Origin of the sequence: uncultured Pluralibacter sp. (assembly GCF_913775985.1) — a bacterium.
In the GTDB taxonomy this organism is placed as follows: Bacteria; Pseudomonadota; Gammaproteobacteria; order Enterobacterales; family Enterobacteriaceae; genus Pluralibacter.
The window spans coordinates 88328-101746 of sequence record NZ_CAJYMB010000150.1 but is presented as its reverse complement, the minus strand read 5'-3'; the positions used below and the strand labels follow the sequence as shown (position 1 = coordinate 101746).

The window sequence follows — 13419 nt, the reverse complement described above, 5'->3', positions numbered from 1 at the left end:
CGGCCCGCTACTGGAACAAGATTTTGCTGATGATCACGTCCTCAAAGGGCTGCTGGATCTTCATGCTGTCAAACTTGGCGCGGTAGGCCTCCATCAGCTTTTCGCGCAGCTGGGCGATGCTCATCTCGCGCACGGTGCGGTAATCCATTGCCGACAGCAGGCTGACGGTAGCGCCGCGCAGCGCCGGCGTCAGGCCTTCGGCTATCTGCTTCTGCTTTTCATCGGCAGTGGTCAGGTTGACCTCCAGCAGCAGATAGCGCTCCTCGTCGGCGCCGCCCTTCAGGGTCACCACCATATTTTTGATCTCGACGAACTCCACGCTGGGGCTCTTCGACGAGCTGAACAGGCCGCTGCCCGCGCCCGGCGCTTTCTCATCGCCGGCGCGCAGCATGTTCATGCCGGTTACCGTTAGCGCACAGGTAATAACGGCGGTGCCTGCGGCTACCGCGATGCCAAATCGAATTGTTTTTGCGTCCATGTCCTCTGCCTGTTAAACGGTCAGTAATACAGAATCATCCTGCTGGTGAAGCCCGCCCGCGCCTGCGTCCGCCATCTCTGCGGCGGCGGCAATCGTGGTCTGCGGCGGCTCGCCAGCGGCGTGTCCCCTTCCCTGCTGCTGCTGACCCGACTGGGCAGATACCTGCACCGTCACCTGGTCAACATGGTGTCCCACCAGCATCTGGCGCAGCTCGCCGCTGGTCTGCTGCAGCGCCCGATAGACGTCGGCCTGCCCGGCGCTGATGTGCACCTGCATCCGGCCGCCGTCAAGCTTCAGCGCAATATCAATCTTGCCCATTTCCGGCGGGTCCAGCCGGATAGTGGCGTGCTGGATCTGATTTTTAAGCTGGATCTGCAGCCGCTCGCCGAGCGCGCTTTTCAGCTGCTGCGCCCAGGGCGAGGTGTCCGGCGCCGGGCGCGCGGTCATTACCGGCGCAGCCGCCGCTTCCGGCTGCATGACTGCAGCTGTGCCGACCTGGCGGGCGGCGTGCAGCGGCGCGACTGCGCCCTCCGCCGCGGAGGAGGTTGGCAGCAGCGCGCTCATCCGCGCCGGTAGTTCATCGCGTACCGCCTCCCGTAGCGCAGCCGCCTGCACGGCGGCCCGCGGCGCGGAAACAACAGTCGGCAGCGCTGCACCCGGCTGCGGCTGCGCGACGTTTGCACGCATCCCGTGATGCACAGCGCTCGCGTGAGCTGCCGTCAGCGGTGCGTCAGGCGTGCGGGACTGAGGTTCCGCCCCCGGGAGTACTAATGCCGCAGCGGCGGCGGCACCTGCCGTACCCGGCGCGCTATTCACCAAAGCACCCTGCGGCGCTGGCGCAGAGCCCGCGGCAGCGTTTACGCCAGCCTTATCCCCTGCGCCAGGCAGCGGCTGGCCGTTCGACGTGCGGGCGGCAAGTTCCACACCCGGCTGCTCCAGGGCGACACCAGCAGTAACGCGGTTGTCCGACGCGTTAAGAACCGCGACTGATGCCGCCGGGCCGCCGTTCGCTGTACGAAGTAAAGCCTCTGTGCCTGCCTGCCCCGTCAGCAAATCCGCCGGTGCGCTGGCAATCTGGCCGGGCTGCGGCTGGAGGTTTGCGGGGCGGAGCGACACTTCTGCGCCCGCCTGCTTCAGTAATAGATCTGCCCCGGCGCTGGCACCTGCCGCGCGCGGTGTACTGGCAGTCTGGCCGGGCTGCGGCTGAAGATTTGTGGGGAGGCGCGACACTTCTGCACCTGCCCGCTGTAGCAATAAATCCTCTCCGGCACCTGCCGCACGCGGTGCGCTGGCAATCTGGCCGGGCTGCGGCTGAAGGTTTGTGGGGCGGGACGACACTTCTGCACCCGCCTGCTTCAGTAATAGATCTGCCCCGGCGCTGGCACCTGCCGCGCGCGGTGTACTGGTAATCTGGCCGGGCTGCGCTGGCTCACTTGTCCTCTCGGGTGAGATCGTCGCGCCAGCCTGTGCCAGCGCAGAATATGCTGCCGTACCTGCGCCCGCCGTAGTCAGTCCGGCACTTAACGGACTAAGCGTCAGCGGATTCCTGGCGGCGGATAACATTGCCGCGCCGGGATCAACTGCGGCGGTGCTGGCGATCGCCGCGCCCGACGCGGTATCTATCTGCCCGACCATGGGCCGGGCGCTCAGGCTGTGCGGCAAAGCTTCCACACCTGCCTGGGCCAAATCGGCTGTAGCGCCAGCTCTGCCCGGGACGGCAGCTGTCTGGCCGATAAACGGTGGAGTATTCAGGTTACCGGGCACCGGGTCAGCGCCTGCCTGCGGCAGGGCAGAACCCGCAGCACTATTTCCGCCAGTCGGGTTCGGTCCGCGATTTACCCGATCGAGAAGCGGCTGTAGGTTTGCGGCCTGAGGCAACGCCTCCGCCGCCCCTGCACCTATTCCGCGAAGGGCCGCGTTCACCTGCACCGCGATCGTCCGCGCCCCGGATGTCAGCATCTGCATCGGGGGTACCGGCGACTGCGCCGCCGCCAGCAGCGCGTCGAGCAGCTGCCGGGGATCGTTTACCGCCTCCTCCAGCCGCTGGCGGGAAGCCTGGCTTTCGCCCTCTTCGGCTTGCGGATGCGGAAACGCTGCGCTATCGGCCACGTCCTGCGGCGCGTAAGTATCCGCGTCCAGCGCCGTCGTCAGAAGTGCCGGTTCAGCCTCGGACACCTCCGCATTGGCCGCGCCGCCATCGAAATGGCGGGCGCGCAGCAGCGCCCCGTCAAAACCGGCTGAGTCAGCACGAGGTGCAGCGTTAACGCCCGGCGCTACAGCCGCTATTTCAGCGCCCGGCCCAAGGAGCGGCACCAGCGCCTCTGGCTTCTGCAGCGTCATCATCCCGCCGTCCGATCGTCAGCAAAGGTGGCGTAGGCCGCGGCGCCCTCGCGGTTGCGCAGGGAGAGGGCCATCTTTTCCGCAAGCGCGTCGCGCTGCGCGGCGCACTGGCGCATCGCGTCGGCGTGCAGCTGGCGCGCCGCGTCCAGCGCCTGGCGCATCTCCGCGCCGTGGGCGCGTCCGCGCAGGGCGAACAGAGCGTCCGCCAGCTGCAGATCCGTTCGCTGCACTGTTGCCCAGTCGCCTTCGCGGGCCGCCTGAGCAAGCGTCTGGCCCAGCGCCATCAGCGCGCGCGCCTCGCTCATGCTCCCTGCCCCATGTTTTCCCAGCCCTGCTGAATATTGCCGAGAATCACTTCCACTTCGTCAATGGCCTCGGTGGAGAGGGTGTTGCTCGCATCGTAGAGGCGGTAAACGCAGTAGTCGTACAGGTTAGCCAGGCTCACCGCCAGCTCGCCGCCCTTGTCAAAGTCGAGGGCGCTGGTCAGGGCGTTGAGAATATCAATGCATTTATTGATGCTCTGAGCCTTGCGCTCGAAGCGGCGCGCGGCGAGGTGGCTTTTGGCGCGCACCAGCTCGTCCATCAGGCCGTTAAACAGCATCAGTACCAGCTGGTGCGGGTTGGCCGCCGCGGCCTGAATCGCGAGGTCGGACTGCTGGTAGTCGCCCACGCCCTGAGGGGTGTTTCCATACATGGTGTTGCTCTCCTTAAACCAGACCAAACATGCTCATGGTGTTATTCATCTGCGCCATAATCTGCTGCAGCTGGGTGAACTGCTTCAGATAGCGGTTGTACGAGGAGTCGTAGCGGTTCTGCATCTTCTCCGTTTTGGTGTCGATGTCCTTCTGCTCCCGGTCGAGAGTCTCTTCACGGCCTTTCAGCAGGCCGGAGGTAGTGCTGAGGTATTTATCCATGGATTTATCCATGGTTTTCAGCAGTCCGCTGTCGCCGTTGAAGAAGTCGGTCATCGCCTGGGGATCTTTTTTCAGCTGGGTTTTCAGCACCTCGGCATCGAGCTTCAGCTTGCCGTCTTTGTCGGCGGTGATGCCGAACTTAGTCATGTTCTGCTCGCCGAAGGTGCCGCGCAGCATGTTGCTGAGTTCGCTGGTGAGCGACGACATGCTCGCATCCCCGGCGAACGCGCCGCGGGTTTTGCCGCCGCTGCCACTGGCGGTCAGCTCTTTCAGACTGTCTTTCAGAGTGTTATAGGCATCAACAAACGCCTGCACCTGCTCCTGGGTGCCGCTGGCGTCGGTGTCGATGGAGATAACCAGCGGTTTGTCTTTCTGGGTGGTGCCGGTGAGCTGGATGCTGACGCCCTCCACCAGGTTGTCGAGGGTGTTGCTGCTGCTCTCCAGCACCGTGGCGGAGCTGCCGAGGGTGAACTTCGCGTTCTGCGCCTTAGAAATCTCCTCGCCGCCGTCGAACAGCGCCGGGTCACTCAGGCGGCTGGTGTCCAGCGCGATCTGGTTTTTCTCGCCGGTCTGGTCACTGCTGAGCATCAGCATTACTTTGCCGTCGGTGCGCACCAGCGAGGCGGTGACGCCGGCGCGCTCGCCGCTGCCGTCGTCCGGAAATTCGGCCTTGTTCACCGCCGCCGCAAAGTCTTTCAGGCTGTTCAGGCCGTCCATCTCCACGTCGATGCTCTGGCCGTTGACGCTGATGCTCAGGGTGCCGCTGGCGTTTTTGATGCTGTCGTCGGTAAGATCGCCGTAGCCGGTCTGCTGGGCGGTGGCGAGCTGGGTGACGTTGAGGCTGTAGTTGCCCTTGCGCGCCGCGGCGCTGGCGGTAATGGTGGCGACCCCCTCCTGATTCATCGAGGCGCTGTTTTTCAATACCGTGCTGCTGCTGGTATTCATGGCGCTGATGGCGCTGCGGAAGGTGGTGAGCGCGCTGCGCAGGGAGCTCAGCGCCGTGCGCTGGGCGGTAAGGCTGGAAGACTGCTTTTTGATCGCCGCCTGCATGGCCTGAATATCAAAGCCCGCCATCTGGGTGGCTAAGGTTGAAGGGTCGATGCTGGTAAAGTCAGACATTGTCGGTTTCTCCTGACAGGCGTGCTAAAAATCCTTTTGGTAATTATTAGCAACTACCGTGCCAACATTTAAGTTATTAAAATACAGTGGGTTAGCCTGATTGCGGAAAGCGCGCTTCCGCCAGAGGGGAAACGTTTTCCGCAGATAAAAAAACACCGCCGGGCGGCGGTGTTTAGCGTGACTGCACAATGCCGGAGGCCGACATTAGCCCAGCAGGGACATCACCATGCCGGACATGCTGTTGGACTGCTTGAGCATCGACATGCTGGTCTGAGCCAGCATCTGGTTGCGGGTCATGGTAGACGCTTCGGTAGCGAAGTCGGCGTCGCGAACGTTGCCCAGCGCCAGATCGGTGTTGTCTTTCATGTTCGCCAGGTTGGCAGAGGTGTGGCCGAGGCGGTTGATGTTAGCACCCAGGCTGGAGCGGATGGTGCCAACCGCTTCCAGACCGCTCTCAACGCTGGTGATCAGCGCTTTAGCGCTGGCTGCGTCCGTCAGTGCCGCGGTACCCGCCAGCCCTGTGATTGCGGTGCTGGCCGTGGTCAGATTTGCGGACAAATCAACTGCCATCGCTTCATCGGCGCTGGCGCCAATCTGGAAGTTCATCTCTTTGGTCAGCTTGCCGTCGGCTGCGAACAGCTTGTCGCCGCCGTAGGACGTGTTGCCCATGATGTTGGTCAGCTCTTTACCCAGCTCGGTCAGCTCGTCGCTGATGGCGGTGCGGTCTTTAGCAGTGTTTGTGTCGTTCGCCGCCTGGGTTGCCAGGTCTTTCATGCGGTACATGATGTTGCTCACTTCATCAAACGCGCCTTCGGCGGTCTGCAGCAGCGCGGTAGCGTCAGAGATGTTGCGCTGGGCAACGGCCATGCCGTTGCTCTGGCCCTGCAGGCGGGAGGCAATCTGCAGGCCCGCGGCGTCATCGGCGGCGGAGTTGATGCGTTTGCCGGTACCCAGACGCTCCATTGCGGTGGAGAGCATGCTGTTGGATTTGTTCAGCGCATTGACGGACGCCATGGAAGAGCCGTTGGTAAAAATAGAAAGTGCCATTGTGTTATCTCCTTTAAATACCGGGATGAGAACCTGTTCATCAGATTCCTTATTGAGGTACAGGAGTAAAACGGCACGCCCGTTTGTTAACTTAAATGTCCCAGATACATTTTTTTAAAATCATCTTTTTACGCTTTTTTTACGAGACATCATCAAATAAAAGCATTATTTCCACGCCTGCAATTTTAAAAAATCGCAGTATAAAGCGGCCCGTCCACCGCATTTCTTAACTTTTAATTAAAAATATTTTCATCATGCTTCTTTAATAAAAGGGAGCAAAACTAAAAATTTAAAAAACAACTCAATCACAATCACTGCAATTTAATTAACATAATAACGCATTAATTTTTGCGACCGTGGAGTAGCTCAATATATAACTGCCGGTTCCTTGATCGAAGCGATCTTTTACGCGACCCCGGCTTGCGCCACACGACCCGATGACGTAAAAAGAGCGGCGGAAAGTACGGTCATGGAGGATTATCGAGCGCCCGCTCGAATACAAAATGATGTCGCGCAGCGTGTCCTGTTTCCTCATCCTGTTGGAATACTATTTTATTTAATGAGACACGATATTTATCGCGTTTCCACCTCCTGCGCCCCATCGCGGCAACGTGCCTTTACTATTTACTGGACAATAACTGATCGATAAATGAATACATCCTATGGCGCCGTCAATAACTGGCTGCTTGATCTTCCCTCGGGCTCAATTCTGCACCTGGTCACCGGCGAGCGTAAGCGCCTCGGGGAATACCAGATAAAACTGCTGAGCGTATTAATGCAGGAGGCGGGACGGATCCTGACCCGGGACGAACTGACCCAGATGGTGTGGGAGCGGCGGGTGATCGGCAATAATAGCCTGCCTAACGCCATACACGCCCTGCGCGCGGCGCTGGAAGATGACGGCAAGCAGCAGAAAATCATCAAGACCATCCCGCGCAAGGGCTATCTGCTGGAGCCGGAATATTGCCGGACGATTGAAAAAGAGAATGTCGACGTTTGCAGCGAGCCGCCCGCGCAGCCGATATCAGATCCAGAGCCTGCCGTAGTGGAAACCGCTGCCGCCGCACCGCTGCCGGCTGCCGCTGCGCCAGCGCCTGCCCCGATCCGCCATTACCGCCGCAGGTACGCGCTGGCGATGGCGCTGCTGCTGCTGCTCGCCGCGCTGGTGAGCATTACCGTCGCGTCAAAAATAAGTAAATCCCTGCAGGGGGATGTTTTGCGGGTGCAGGAAACCCAGACCGGGGTGTACAGCAACATCCGCCTGTTCGCCCTCGACAGCGTTGGCAATCCCACCTGGGAGCAGGACAACCTGTACAGCAAGCTGAAAGACTCTTTTTACCTGCTCAATCAGCGCCTGAAAGCGCAGGCGGTGAAGATGAACGTCTACTACCTCAGCGAAAACCAGACCCTGAATTATACCTTTTCGTTAATCAGCGCCTGCGACGGCCGGCAGCTGGTGATGACCGTCTACCACTGGCGCATTGACGCCCTGCGCCTGAATAACGTTGTCGTGCGCGAAACCCGGAGGAAGCTCGATGAAATGGCAACCTGCAAAACATCTTAATCCGCTGATTGCCCTGCTGGCAGTGCTGGTTATCGCCGCCGGCGTCTGCGCGTGGCGCGCCGCGTTCCCGCCGCCGCCGGAAGTGAACTCCCATTTTCAGGGCAGCTTCCAGCTCGGCTTTTACGATCTGATGTCCCAGCGCAAGGAGCTGTACAACTCCGGGATGCGCATCGCGCATACCACGCTGTTCTCCACCATCACCAGCCCGGACGACAACCGCTTCGTGTTCAAGGGCAAATTTACCCAGAACCTGGCCCGCCAGGGGAAGCTGTACTTCACCCTGTCGCCCATTTATTACAGCACGCCGCAGAAGGGGCTGATGATTGACGGCCTGATGGATCTGCTGATGCATACCCGCTTCTGGATGATGCCGCTGGAAACCGGCGCCGAGTCGCTGATCGTCGGCCAGACCGGTTCGATTATTATCTATCCGCCGCGCTGAGGTTATCCCAGCAGGTTTTTCACTGTCGCCGGATGCACATTGGCCTGCGCCCCCAGCGCCGTCGCCAGGGTCTGAAACTGCCCGCCGGCGCGGCTCAGGGTCTGCCCAAGGGCGGCGGCACTCTCCCGCGCCCGGGCGGGACTCAGCGCGGTGGCCATATCCTCCAGCCGCGCCGCCACCCGGCCCTGCTGCTGGCGCAGCTGGCCGCGCTGGGCGGTAATATGCTCCAGCATGCCGCGGGTCACTGCCGCTCCCGGCGCTTCGCCGCGCCGCAGCTGCTGCGCCAGGGCATCTGCCTGAGCCTCCTCCGCCCGGGGAGCAAGCAGCGTAAAGGCGTCTGCCGGATAGTTATGTCCCTCGCCACGCACGCTCAGGTGCTGGCTTACCCGCTCCCAGCCCGCTTCCGCCACGCTAAAAGTCAGCTCGCCGGCCACCGTCTGGCGGGCATGAATGCCGAGCCGCCCCAGCCCGGTATTGAGCCGGGTCAGCACCTGGCGCGGCAGCCCCTCTTCCGGCAGCGTTACCGCTGCCAGCTGGCGCTCGCGCCCGCCGAGGGCGAACAGCAACGTCTCGCCGCCCGGATTGTTCAGCAGCGCCTCGCTGCCCGGCAGGGCAAAGCTGACGCTGTTGTGCTGCTGGAGGGAAGCGCTCAGGTGGCGATCGACGCTGCCGCCGGAGAGCCGGTTGCGCCCCTCAAGATGCTGGGCCAGCCCGCCGCTCTGGCGTGACTTCTCCGCCGGGCTGGCGGCCTGGCGCAGCAGCAGCAGCCGGGTTTCCGCCTGCGCCAGATAGTCGTCGGCCTGCTGCACCGCGGTGAGCTGCTGGTTAAGCTGGACGTTATAGCGCAGCGGCCGCCGGGAGAGCAGCGCCGCTTCGGGAAAGGCGCTGCGGCTTTCGCTTGCCGCCACCGCCGCACTGCGGGCTGCGGGCTGCGCCGGGTCAAGTGTGCCACGCGCCAGGGCCGACGCGGTAGACGCCGGCGAGGTATTTAATCCAACGTTCATGGTCATTACAGCAGGCTGAACAGGTTAAGCTGGCTGACCATGCTGTAGGTTTTATTACTCACTTCCATAGCATTCATATACAGCTGCAGGTTGATACTGGCGGTCGCCATATCGGTGTAGGAGAGATCGCGCACCATCTGTTCGTTGGCGGTGCTGACTTCGGCGTGGGCGTTTTTCAAAAGCTCCAGCCGGTTCTGACGGCCGCCGAGATCGGTATAGATAGCCGCCACCGCGTCGTGGCTCTTTTGCGTCAGGCCGATAGCGTCGCCGATCTCCTGCTTAAAATCGGTAAAACTCTGCGCCGGATCCTGCATCTTTTCGCTCAGGGCCTTGAGCTTGTTGAGCAACGCCAGATCGTTGCCGCTGGTGGAGAGCGCATCGGCCACCCGGGTGGTTTCGCTGATGCTGACGCCGTTGGCCACTTCCGTCTCGCGGGTTTTGTCGTTGCCGTTAAAGATGTACTGCCCGCTCCCATCCTGCGTGACCGGACGGGTATCGGTTTTCGTTCCGGCAAACAGGTAGCTGCCGCCGTCGTTTTTGGTGTTCATTATCTCCACCAGCGAATCGAGCATCGCGCCGATTTCTGCCCCCATGCCGGCGAGATCTTTTGCGCTCCAGGTGCTGTTGTTGGCCGACAGCAGCTTGCTGTTCAGGGCGTCCAGCCCGTCATTAAGGGCGGTAATACTGCTCTCCTGAATCGCCAGCGAGCCGCTGAGGCTGGAGATATTGCTCTGGTACTGGCCAATTGCCGCCTGCTCGCGGTTGAGCTGCACCAGCCGGCTGGCGGCTACCGGATCGTCGGAGGGCACGTTGATGCGCTTTTGAGTCGCCATCTGCTCCATCAGCTTGCTGAGGCGGTTTCCGCTGGTCGCCAGCTGGGACATCATGGCACTGGAATGGTAAAGGCTACTGATTCGCATAGGTTATTTTCTCCCCGCCCCTTAGAACATGTTTAACAGATCGTTAAAGATCTGATTGCCGGTGGCGATCACTTTCATATTCGACTGGTAGGCTTTCATGTACATCTGCAAATTGATCGCCTCCTCGTCCTGGTTGACGGCGCTGAGGTTGTCGCGCTGGAGCTGCGCCTGCTCGAACACCGCGGTGGCCGCCTCCATTTCGGTTTTACTTTTGCGGCTGGCGATACCGATGGACGAAACAATAGACGCCGCGCCGTCGCTGAGGCTCATGGCGCCGAGTCCCGGAATGTCGGTTTTTTGATTGCGGATCTCGATCAGCGCCTTAAGGTTATCGCCGTTGCCTGCCTCACCCGCGACGCCGGAGAGCGCCAGCTGGTCCGGCGTCAGGTCGGCCACCTGCAGCATTCCCGCCGGGTTCGACGGATCGAAGATAAACAGCGGCTGTCCGGGATTGCCGCTGAGGTCAAAGCCTTTACCCAGCTGCGCGTTGAACAGCTCGGCTACTTTCTCGGCCATGCCCTGCACGCTGTCGCGCATCTGCTTAAGGGTGGTGGTTTCATAATCGTACAGCGCCCCGAGCTGCCCGCCGGTGGACGGATTAACGGTGAACGCGCCCCCCGCCAGCTTGAGGGTGAGGGTCATCTCCCCGTCCGCACCGCGTTCGGCGCTGAGGCTGCCGGCAGTTTTGCCGCTCACCAGCGGCTGGCCGTTGCTCATCGCCACGGTAACGCCACCGGAACCATCTTCGGTGACCTTGACGCTCACCATGCTGCTCATCTGCTTCACCAGCTCGTCGCGCTGGTCGCGCAGCACGCTGGCGTTGCCGCCGGAGGCTTCCATTTCGCTTATCTTCTTGTTGAAGTCGGCGACCCCGGCGCTGAGGGTGTTCAGCTGATCGATAATGGCCCCGCGCTGGCTGTCCACCGAGGTGCGCTGGCTGTTAATCACGTCATTCATACCGTTAAAGCGCTGGGCCAGGGAGCCCGCCTGGTTCAGCAGCTGCTGGCGCAGGGCGCGGTCGTCCGGCTTCTGGGTCAGGGCGCTGAGGGCACCCACAAATTCATCGAGGCCGCTGCCGATGCTGGTGGCGTCGGTGCCGATCACCTTCTCCAGCGCGCTGGTGTACTGGTTCTCCATCGCAAAGTAGCTGGCTTTGGTATTGGTCTGCCAGACCTGGCTTACCAGGTACTGATCGGAGATGCGGCGAATCGAGGTCACCTGCACCCCGGAGCCGGGGGTAATGCCGGTCTGCCCCAGCGGACCGAGGGCACTTTGGATAATGCCCTGGCGGCTGTAGCCCGGGGTATACAGGTTAGCCACGTTCATCGACGTAACGTTCATGCCGTACTGGGCGGCCTGCACGCCGCTCCAGGCAATATTAATCATGCTCATGCTTTACTCCTTCCTGGCCGCGGGACATCACCGGCACCGCGGGGGGATTCAGAGGTTGAGGATGCTGTTGTAAAGCGGCCATGTCGCGCCCGTCCTTAAGCGTATTTCCACCTGCCGGCGTGAGCTGGCGAATAATCATCTGCGCGATGCCGGTGCTCTGCTGCGAGGCGAGCTGGGCGGCGAGCTTATCGTCGTAGAAATCGCGCATCATCAGCTGCTGTTTGCTGTTAAAGGGATTGTCCTTGCCCAGCACGTCGGCGGCCTTGCGCATCTCCTTGAGCATCGATCGCAAGAAGAGCGCTTCGAACTGCTCCGCCGCCTGGGCCAGATTCTGCGGCTTTAGCTGCCCGGTGATATCGCCGGGCAGCACGGCGCCGCGTGCCTGAAGGTGATTGATGGCTGTCATGGCTTAAATCACCACCAGCTCGGCATCCAGCGCGCCCGCTTCGTGCAGCGCCTGCAGGATAGCCATGGTGTCGTCCGGCGACGCACCCAGGCTGTTAATGGTGTTAACGATGCTGCGCAGGCTGGTGCCGGCGGGGATCGCCACCATCTGCCCGCCGCCGCGGTTAACCTTAATGTCGCTCTCCGGGGTGACCGCCGTGCGTCCGCCGCTGAACGCGCCGGGCTGGCTGACGTTGTAGGATTCGCGGATCGTCACCGTCAGGCTGCCGTGGGACACCGCGGCGGCGCGCACCACCACGCCGTCGCCGATCACTACCGTGCCGGTGCGGGCGTTAAACACCACCCGGGCAGGCTGCTTGCCGGCGTTGATCTGCAGGTCTTCCAGCGCAGACATAAAGGCGACCCGATCCCCGGCGCCCAGCGGCGCGCGCACCGCCACGTTGGTGGCGCTCTGGGCGGTGGCGGTGCCGCTGCCGAAGGTATTGTTCAGCGCCAGCGCCACGTTATTGGCGGTTTTGAAACTCGGGCGCTTGAGGTTAAGCATCACCACCGGCTCCTGCTGGAAGTCGCTGATAATCTCGCGCTCCACGGAGCCGCCGTTGGGCACCCGACCCACGGTGGGCGTGTTCACCGTGACGCTGGAGCCGCTGTTGCCCTCGGCTTTGATGCCGCCCACCACCACGTTGCCCTGCGCCAGGGCGTAGATTTCCCCGTCGGCGCCGCGCAGCTGGGTCAGCAGCAGCGTGCCGCCGCGCAGGCTTTTGGCATCGCCCATCGACGATACGGTAACGTCAATGGCCTGGCCCCGGGCATAGCCCGGCGGCAGCGTGGCGCTGATCGCCACCGCCGCAACGTTTTTCACTTTCGGATCGATTTTTTCCGGCAGCTGCACGCCGAACTGACGCAGCATATTAGTTACCGACTGGCTGGTGAATTTCACCTGGTTGCGGTCGCCGGTGCCGTCCAGCCCGACCACCAGGCTGTAGCCCACCAGCTGGTTGCCGCGCACGCCCTGAATATCCACCACTTCGCCGAGGCGCTGGGCCAGCGAGGCGCCGCTCCACAGCAGCAGAATGAGTAGTGCCGCTTTACGCATAACGATCTCCATTAAATCGGGAACAGCGGATGGTTGAAGAACCGCGTCAGCCAGCCCGCGGCGTTGGCGTCGCTGAGCGCGCCGCGTCCGGCGTAGGCGATGCGGGCGTTGGCGATCCGCTGGGAGGAAACCGAGTTATCACGCTCGATATCGTCGGCGCGCACCAGGCCAGTGACCCGCATATACTCATCGCCCTGGTTAAGGGTCAGCCACTTCTCGCCGCGAATGGCCAGCACGCCGTTCGGCAGCACTTTGTACACCGCAACCGTGATCGCTCCCCGCAGGCTATTCTGCTGCTGGGAGGTGGCGTCACCGTTGAAGCTGCGGCTGCCGTCAATGGAGGCCGAGAGCTTGTCCGGGGTGTGGCCGAAGGCTTCCGGAATACCGATCGCCACCTCGTTCTTCTTGCCGAAGTTGGTGCGGGCCTGCTTGCTGGCCTGGGTGGACTCATCGAGTTTGATGGTCAGGATATCGCCCACCCGATAGGCGCGGCGATCCTGCATCAGCGACCAGTTGTAGCCCGGGTTGTAAACGCCGCCGCCGCGCACCTGCGCCGGAGGCATGACGATTTCCTGCGGCGGAGCGTAGGCGGCATCGTCCTTTTGCACCAGCAGAGCGGGGCTTTCGCACCCCGCCAGCAGCAGCGCCAGCGCGCCGATAACGGTAGGCTTTTTCATCTCACGTTCACCTGCATCCCG

Annotated in this window: 13 protein-coding genes and 1 pseudogene; 2 read left to right on the top strand and 12 right to left on the bottom strand. The window is 62.0% G+C overall.

Annotated features, from left to right (window positions below; translation table 11 throughout):
* Positions 1-7: 7 nt before the first annotated feature.
* The 6 genes and pseudogenes from QZ766_RS20845 to QZ766_RS20820 form a co-directional block, all read right to left on the bottom strand.
* A complete protein-coding gene (locus QZ766_RS20845; RefSeq protein WP_297206779.1) occupies positions 8-478 on the bottom strand; it encodes a flagellar basal body-associated FliL family protein in 471 nt (156 codons plus the stop codon).
* Between the two features lie 12 nt (positions 479-490).
* Positions 491-886, bottom strand: a pseudogene (locus QZ766_RS20840) (flagellar hook-length control protein FliK); the annotation flags it as partial.
* 1931 nt (positions 887-2817) lie between these two features.
* Entirely contained in the window at positions 2818-3123 is a 306-nt protein-coding gene (locus QZ766_RS20835) for a hypothetical protein (RefSeq protein WP_297206777.1), read from the bottom strand.
* Positions 3120-3512, bottom strand: a complete 393-nt coding sequence (fliS, locus tag QZ766_RS20830) for a flagellar export chaperone FliS (protein ID WP_297206775.1) — start codon at positions 3510-3512, stop codon at positions 3120-3122. The genes QZ766_RS20835 and fliS overlap by 4 nt, the downstream gene beginning before the upstream one ends.
* Positions 3513-3525: 13 nt before the next feature.
* Positions 3526-4851, bottom strand: a complete 1326-nt coding sequence (gene fliD / locus QZ766_RS20825; protein ID WP_297206773.1) for a flagellar filament capping protein FliD — start codon at positions 4849-4851, stop codon at positions 3526-3528.
* Positions 4852-5055: 204 nt separating this feature from the next.
* Complete coding sequence (locus QZ766_RS20820; RefSeq protein ID WP_297206771.1) at positions 5056-5898, bottom strand: flagellin; 843 nt, start codon at positions 5896-5898, stop codon at positions 5056-5058.
* Positions 5899-6547: 649 nt separating this feature from the next.
* On the opposite strand from QZ766_RS20820, the gene QZ766_RS20815 reads away from it, so the two are divergent.
* The gene (locus QZ766_RS20815) at positions 6548-7462 is read left to right on the top strand and encodes a transcriptional regulator (protein ID WP_297206769.1); all 915 of its coding nucleotides are present in this window, start codon (positions 6548-6550) and stop codon (positions 7460-7462) included.
* Positions 7434-7904: a hypothetical protein gene (locus tag QZ766_RS20810; RefSeq protein ID WP_297206767.1), complete on the top strand. Its 471-nt coding sequence runs from the start codon at positions 7434-7436 to the stop codon at positions 7902-7904. Before QZ766_RS20815 ends, QZ766_RS20810 begins: the two co-directional genes overlap by 29 nt.
* Before the next feature lie 2 nt (positions 7905-7906).
* On the opposite strand, the gene QZ766_RS20805 is transcribed toward QZ766_RS20810, so the two are convergent.
* From QZ766_RS20805 to flgH, 6 genes are read right to left on the bottom strand one after another with little or no spacing between them, the layout of a single operon-like run.
* Positions 7907-8908 carry a hypothetical protein gene (locus tag QZ766_RS20805; protein ID WP_297206765.1) on the bottom strand — a complete coding sequence of 334 codons (1002 nt, stop codon included), beginning with the start codon at positions 8906-8908 and terminating at the stop codon, positions 7907-7909.
* A gap of 5 nt (positions 8909-8913) precedes the next feature.
* Positions 8914-9828, bottom strand: a complete 915-nt coding sequence (gene flgL / locus QZ766_RS20800; RefSeq protein WP_297206763.1) for a flagellar hook-associated protein FlgL — start codon at positions 9826-9828, stop codon at positions 8914-8916.
* A gap of 21 nt (positions 9829-9849) precedes the next feature.
* The gene (gene flgK, locus QZ766_RS20795; protein ID WP_297206761.1) at positions 9850-11220 is read right to left on the bottom strand and encodes a flagellar hook-associated protein FlgK; all 1371 of its coding nucleotides are present in this window, start codon (positions 11218-11220) and stop codon (positions 9850-9852) included.
* The gene (locus QZ766_RS20790; protein WP_297206759.1) at positions 11207-11626 is read right to left on the bottom strand and encodes a rod-binding protein; all 420 of its coding nucleotides are present in this window, start codon (positions 11624-11626) and stop codon (positions 11207-11209) included. Before QZ766_RS20790 ends, flgK begins: the two co-directional genes overlap by 14 nt.
* Before the next feature lie 3 nt (positions 11627-11629).
* Positions 11630-12733 (bottom strand): flagellar basal body P-ring protein FlgI, encoded by a 1104-nt coding sequence (locus QZ766_RS20785; RefSeq protein WP_297206757.1) that lies wholly within the window; start codon positions 12731-12733, stop codon positions 11630-11632.
* A complete protein-coding gene (gene flgH / locus QZ766_RS20780; protein WP_297206755.1) occupies positions 12733-13398 on the bottom strand; it encodes a flagellar basal body L-ring protein FlgH in 666 nt (221 codons plus the stop codon). The genes QZ766_RS20785 and flgH overlap by 1 nt, the downstream gene beginning before the upstream one ends.
* Between the last annotated feature and the right edge of the window lie 21 nt (positions 13399-13419).

Bases quoted from the DNA above. Each gene is read 5' to 3' on its own strand.
- QZ766_RS20845 (WP_297206779.1), bottom strand. From the start codon at position 478: ATGGACGCAAAAACAATTCGATTTGGCATCGCGGTAGCCGCAGGCACC.
- QZ766_RS20835 (WP_297206777.1), bottom strand. From the start codon at position 3,123: ATGAGCGAGGCGCGCGCGCTGATGGCGCTGGGCCAGACGCTTGCTCAG.
- fliS (WP_297206775.1), bottom strand. From the start codon at position 3,512: ATGTATGGAAACACCCCTCAGGGCGTGGGCGACTACCAGCAGTCCGAC.
- fliD (WP_297206773.1), bottom strand. From the start codon at position 4,851: ATGTCTGACTTTACCAGCATCGACCCTTCAACCTTAGCCACCCAGATG.
- QZ766_RS20820 (WP_297206771.1), bottom strand. From the start codon at position 5,898: ATGGCACTTTCTATTTTTACCAACGGCTCTTCCATGGCGTCCGTCAAT.
- QZ766_RS20815 (WP_297206769.1), top strand. From the start codon at position 6,548: ATGAATACATCCTATGGCGCCGTCAATAACTGGCTGCTTGATCTTCCC.
- QZ766_RS20810 (WP_297206767.1), top strand. From the start codon at position 7,434: ATGAAATGGCAACCTGCAAAACATCTTAATCCGCTGATTGCCCTGCTG.
- QZ766_RS20805 (WP_297206765.1), bottom strand. From the start codon at position 8,908: ATGAACGTTGGATTAAATACCTCGCCGGCGTCTACCGCGTCGGCCCTG.
- flgL (WP_297206763.1), bottom strand. From the start codon at position 9,828: ATGCGAATCAGTAGCCTTTACCATTCCAGTGCCATGATGTCCCAGCTG.
- flgK (WP_297206761.1), bottom strand. From the start codon at position 11,220: ATGAGCATGATTAATATTGCCTGGAGCGGCGTGCAGGCCGCCCAGTAC.
- QZ766_RS20790 (WP_297206759.1), bottom strand. From the start codon at position 11,626: ATGACAGCCATCAATCACCTTCAGGCACGCGGCGCCGTGCTGCCCGGC.
- QZ766_RS20785 (WP_297206757.1), bottom strand. From the start codon at position 12,733: ATGGAGATCGTTATGCGTAAAGCGGCACTACTCATTCTGCTGCTGTGG.
- flgH (WP_297206755.1), bottom strand. From the start codon at position 13,398: ATGAAAAAGCCTACCGTTATCGGCGCGCTGGCGCTGCTGCTGGCGGGG.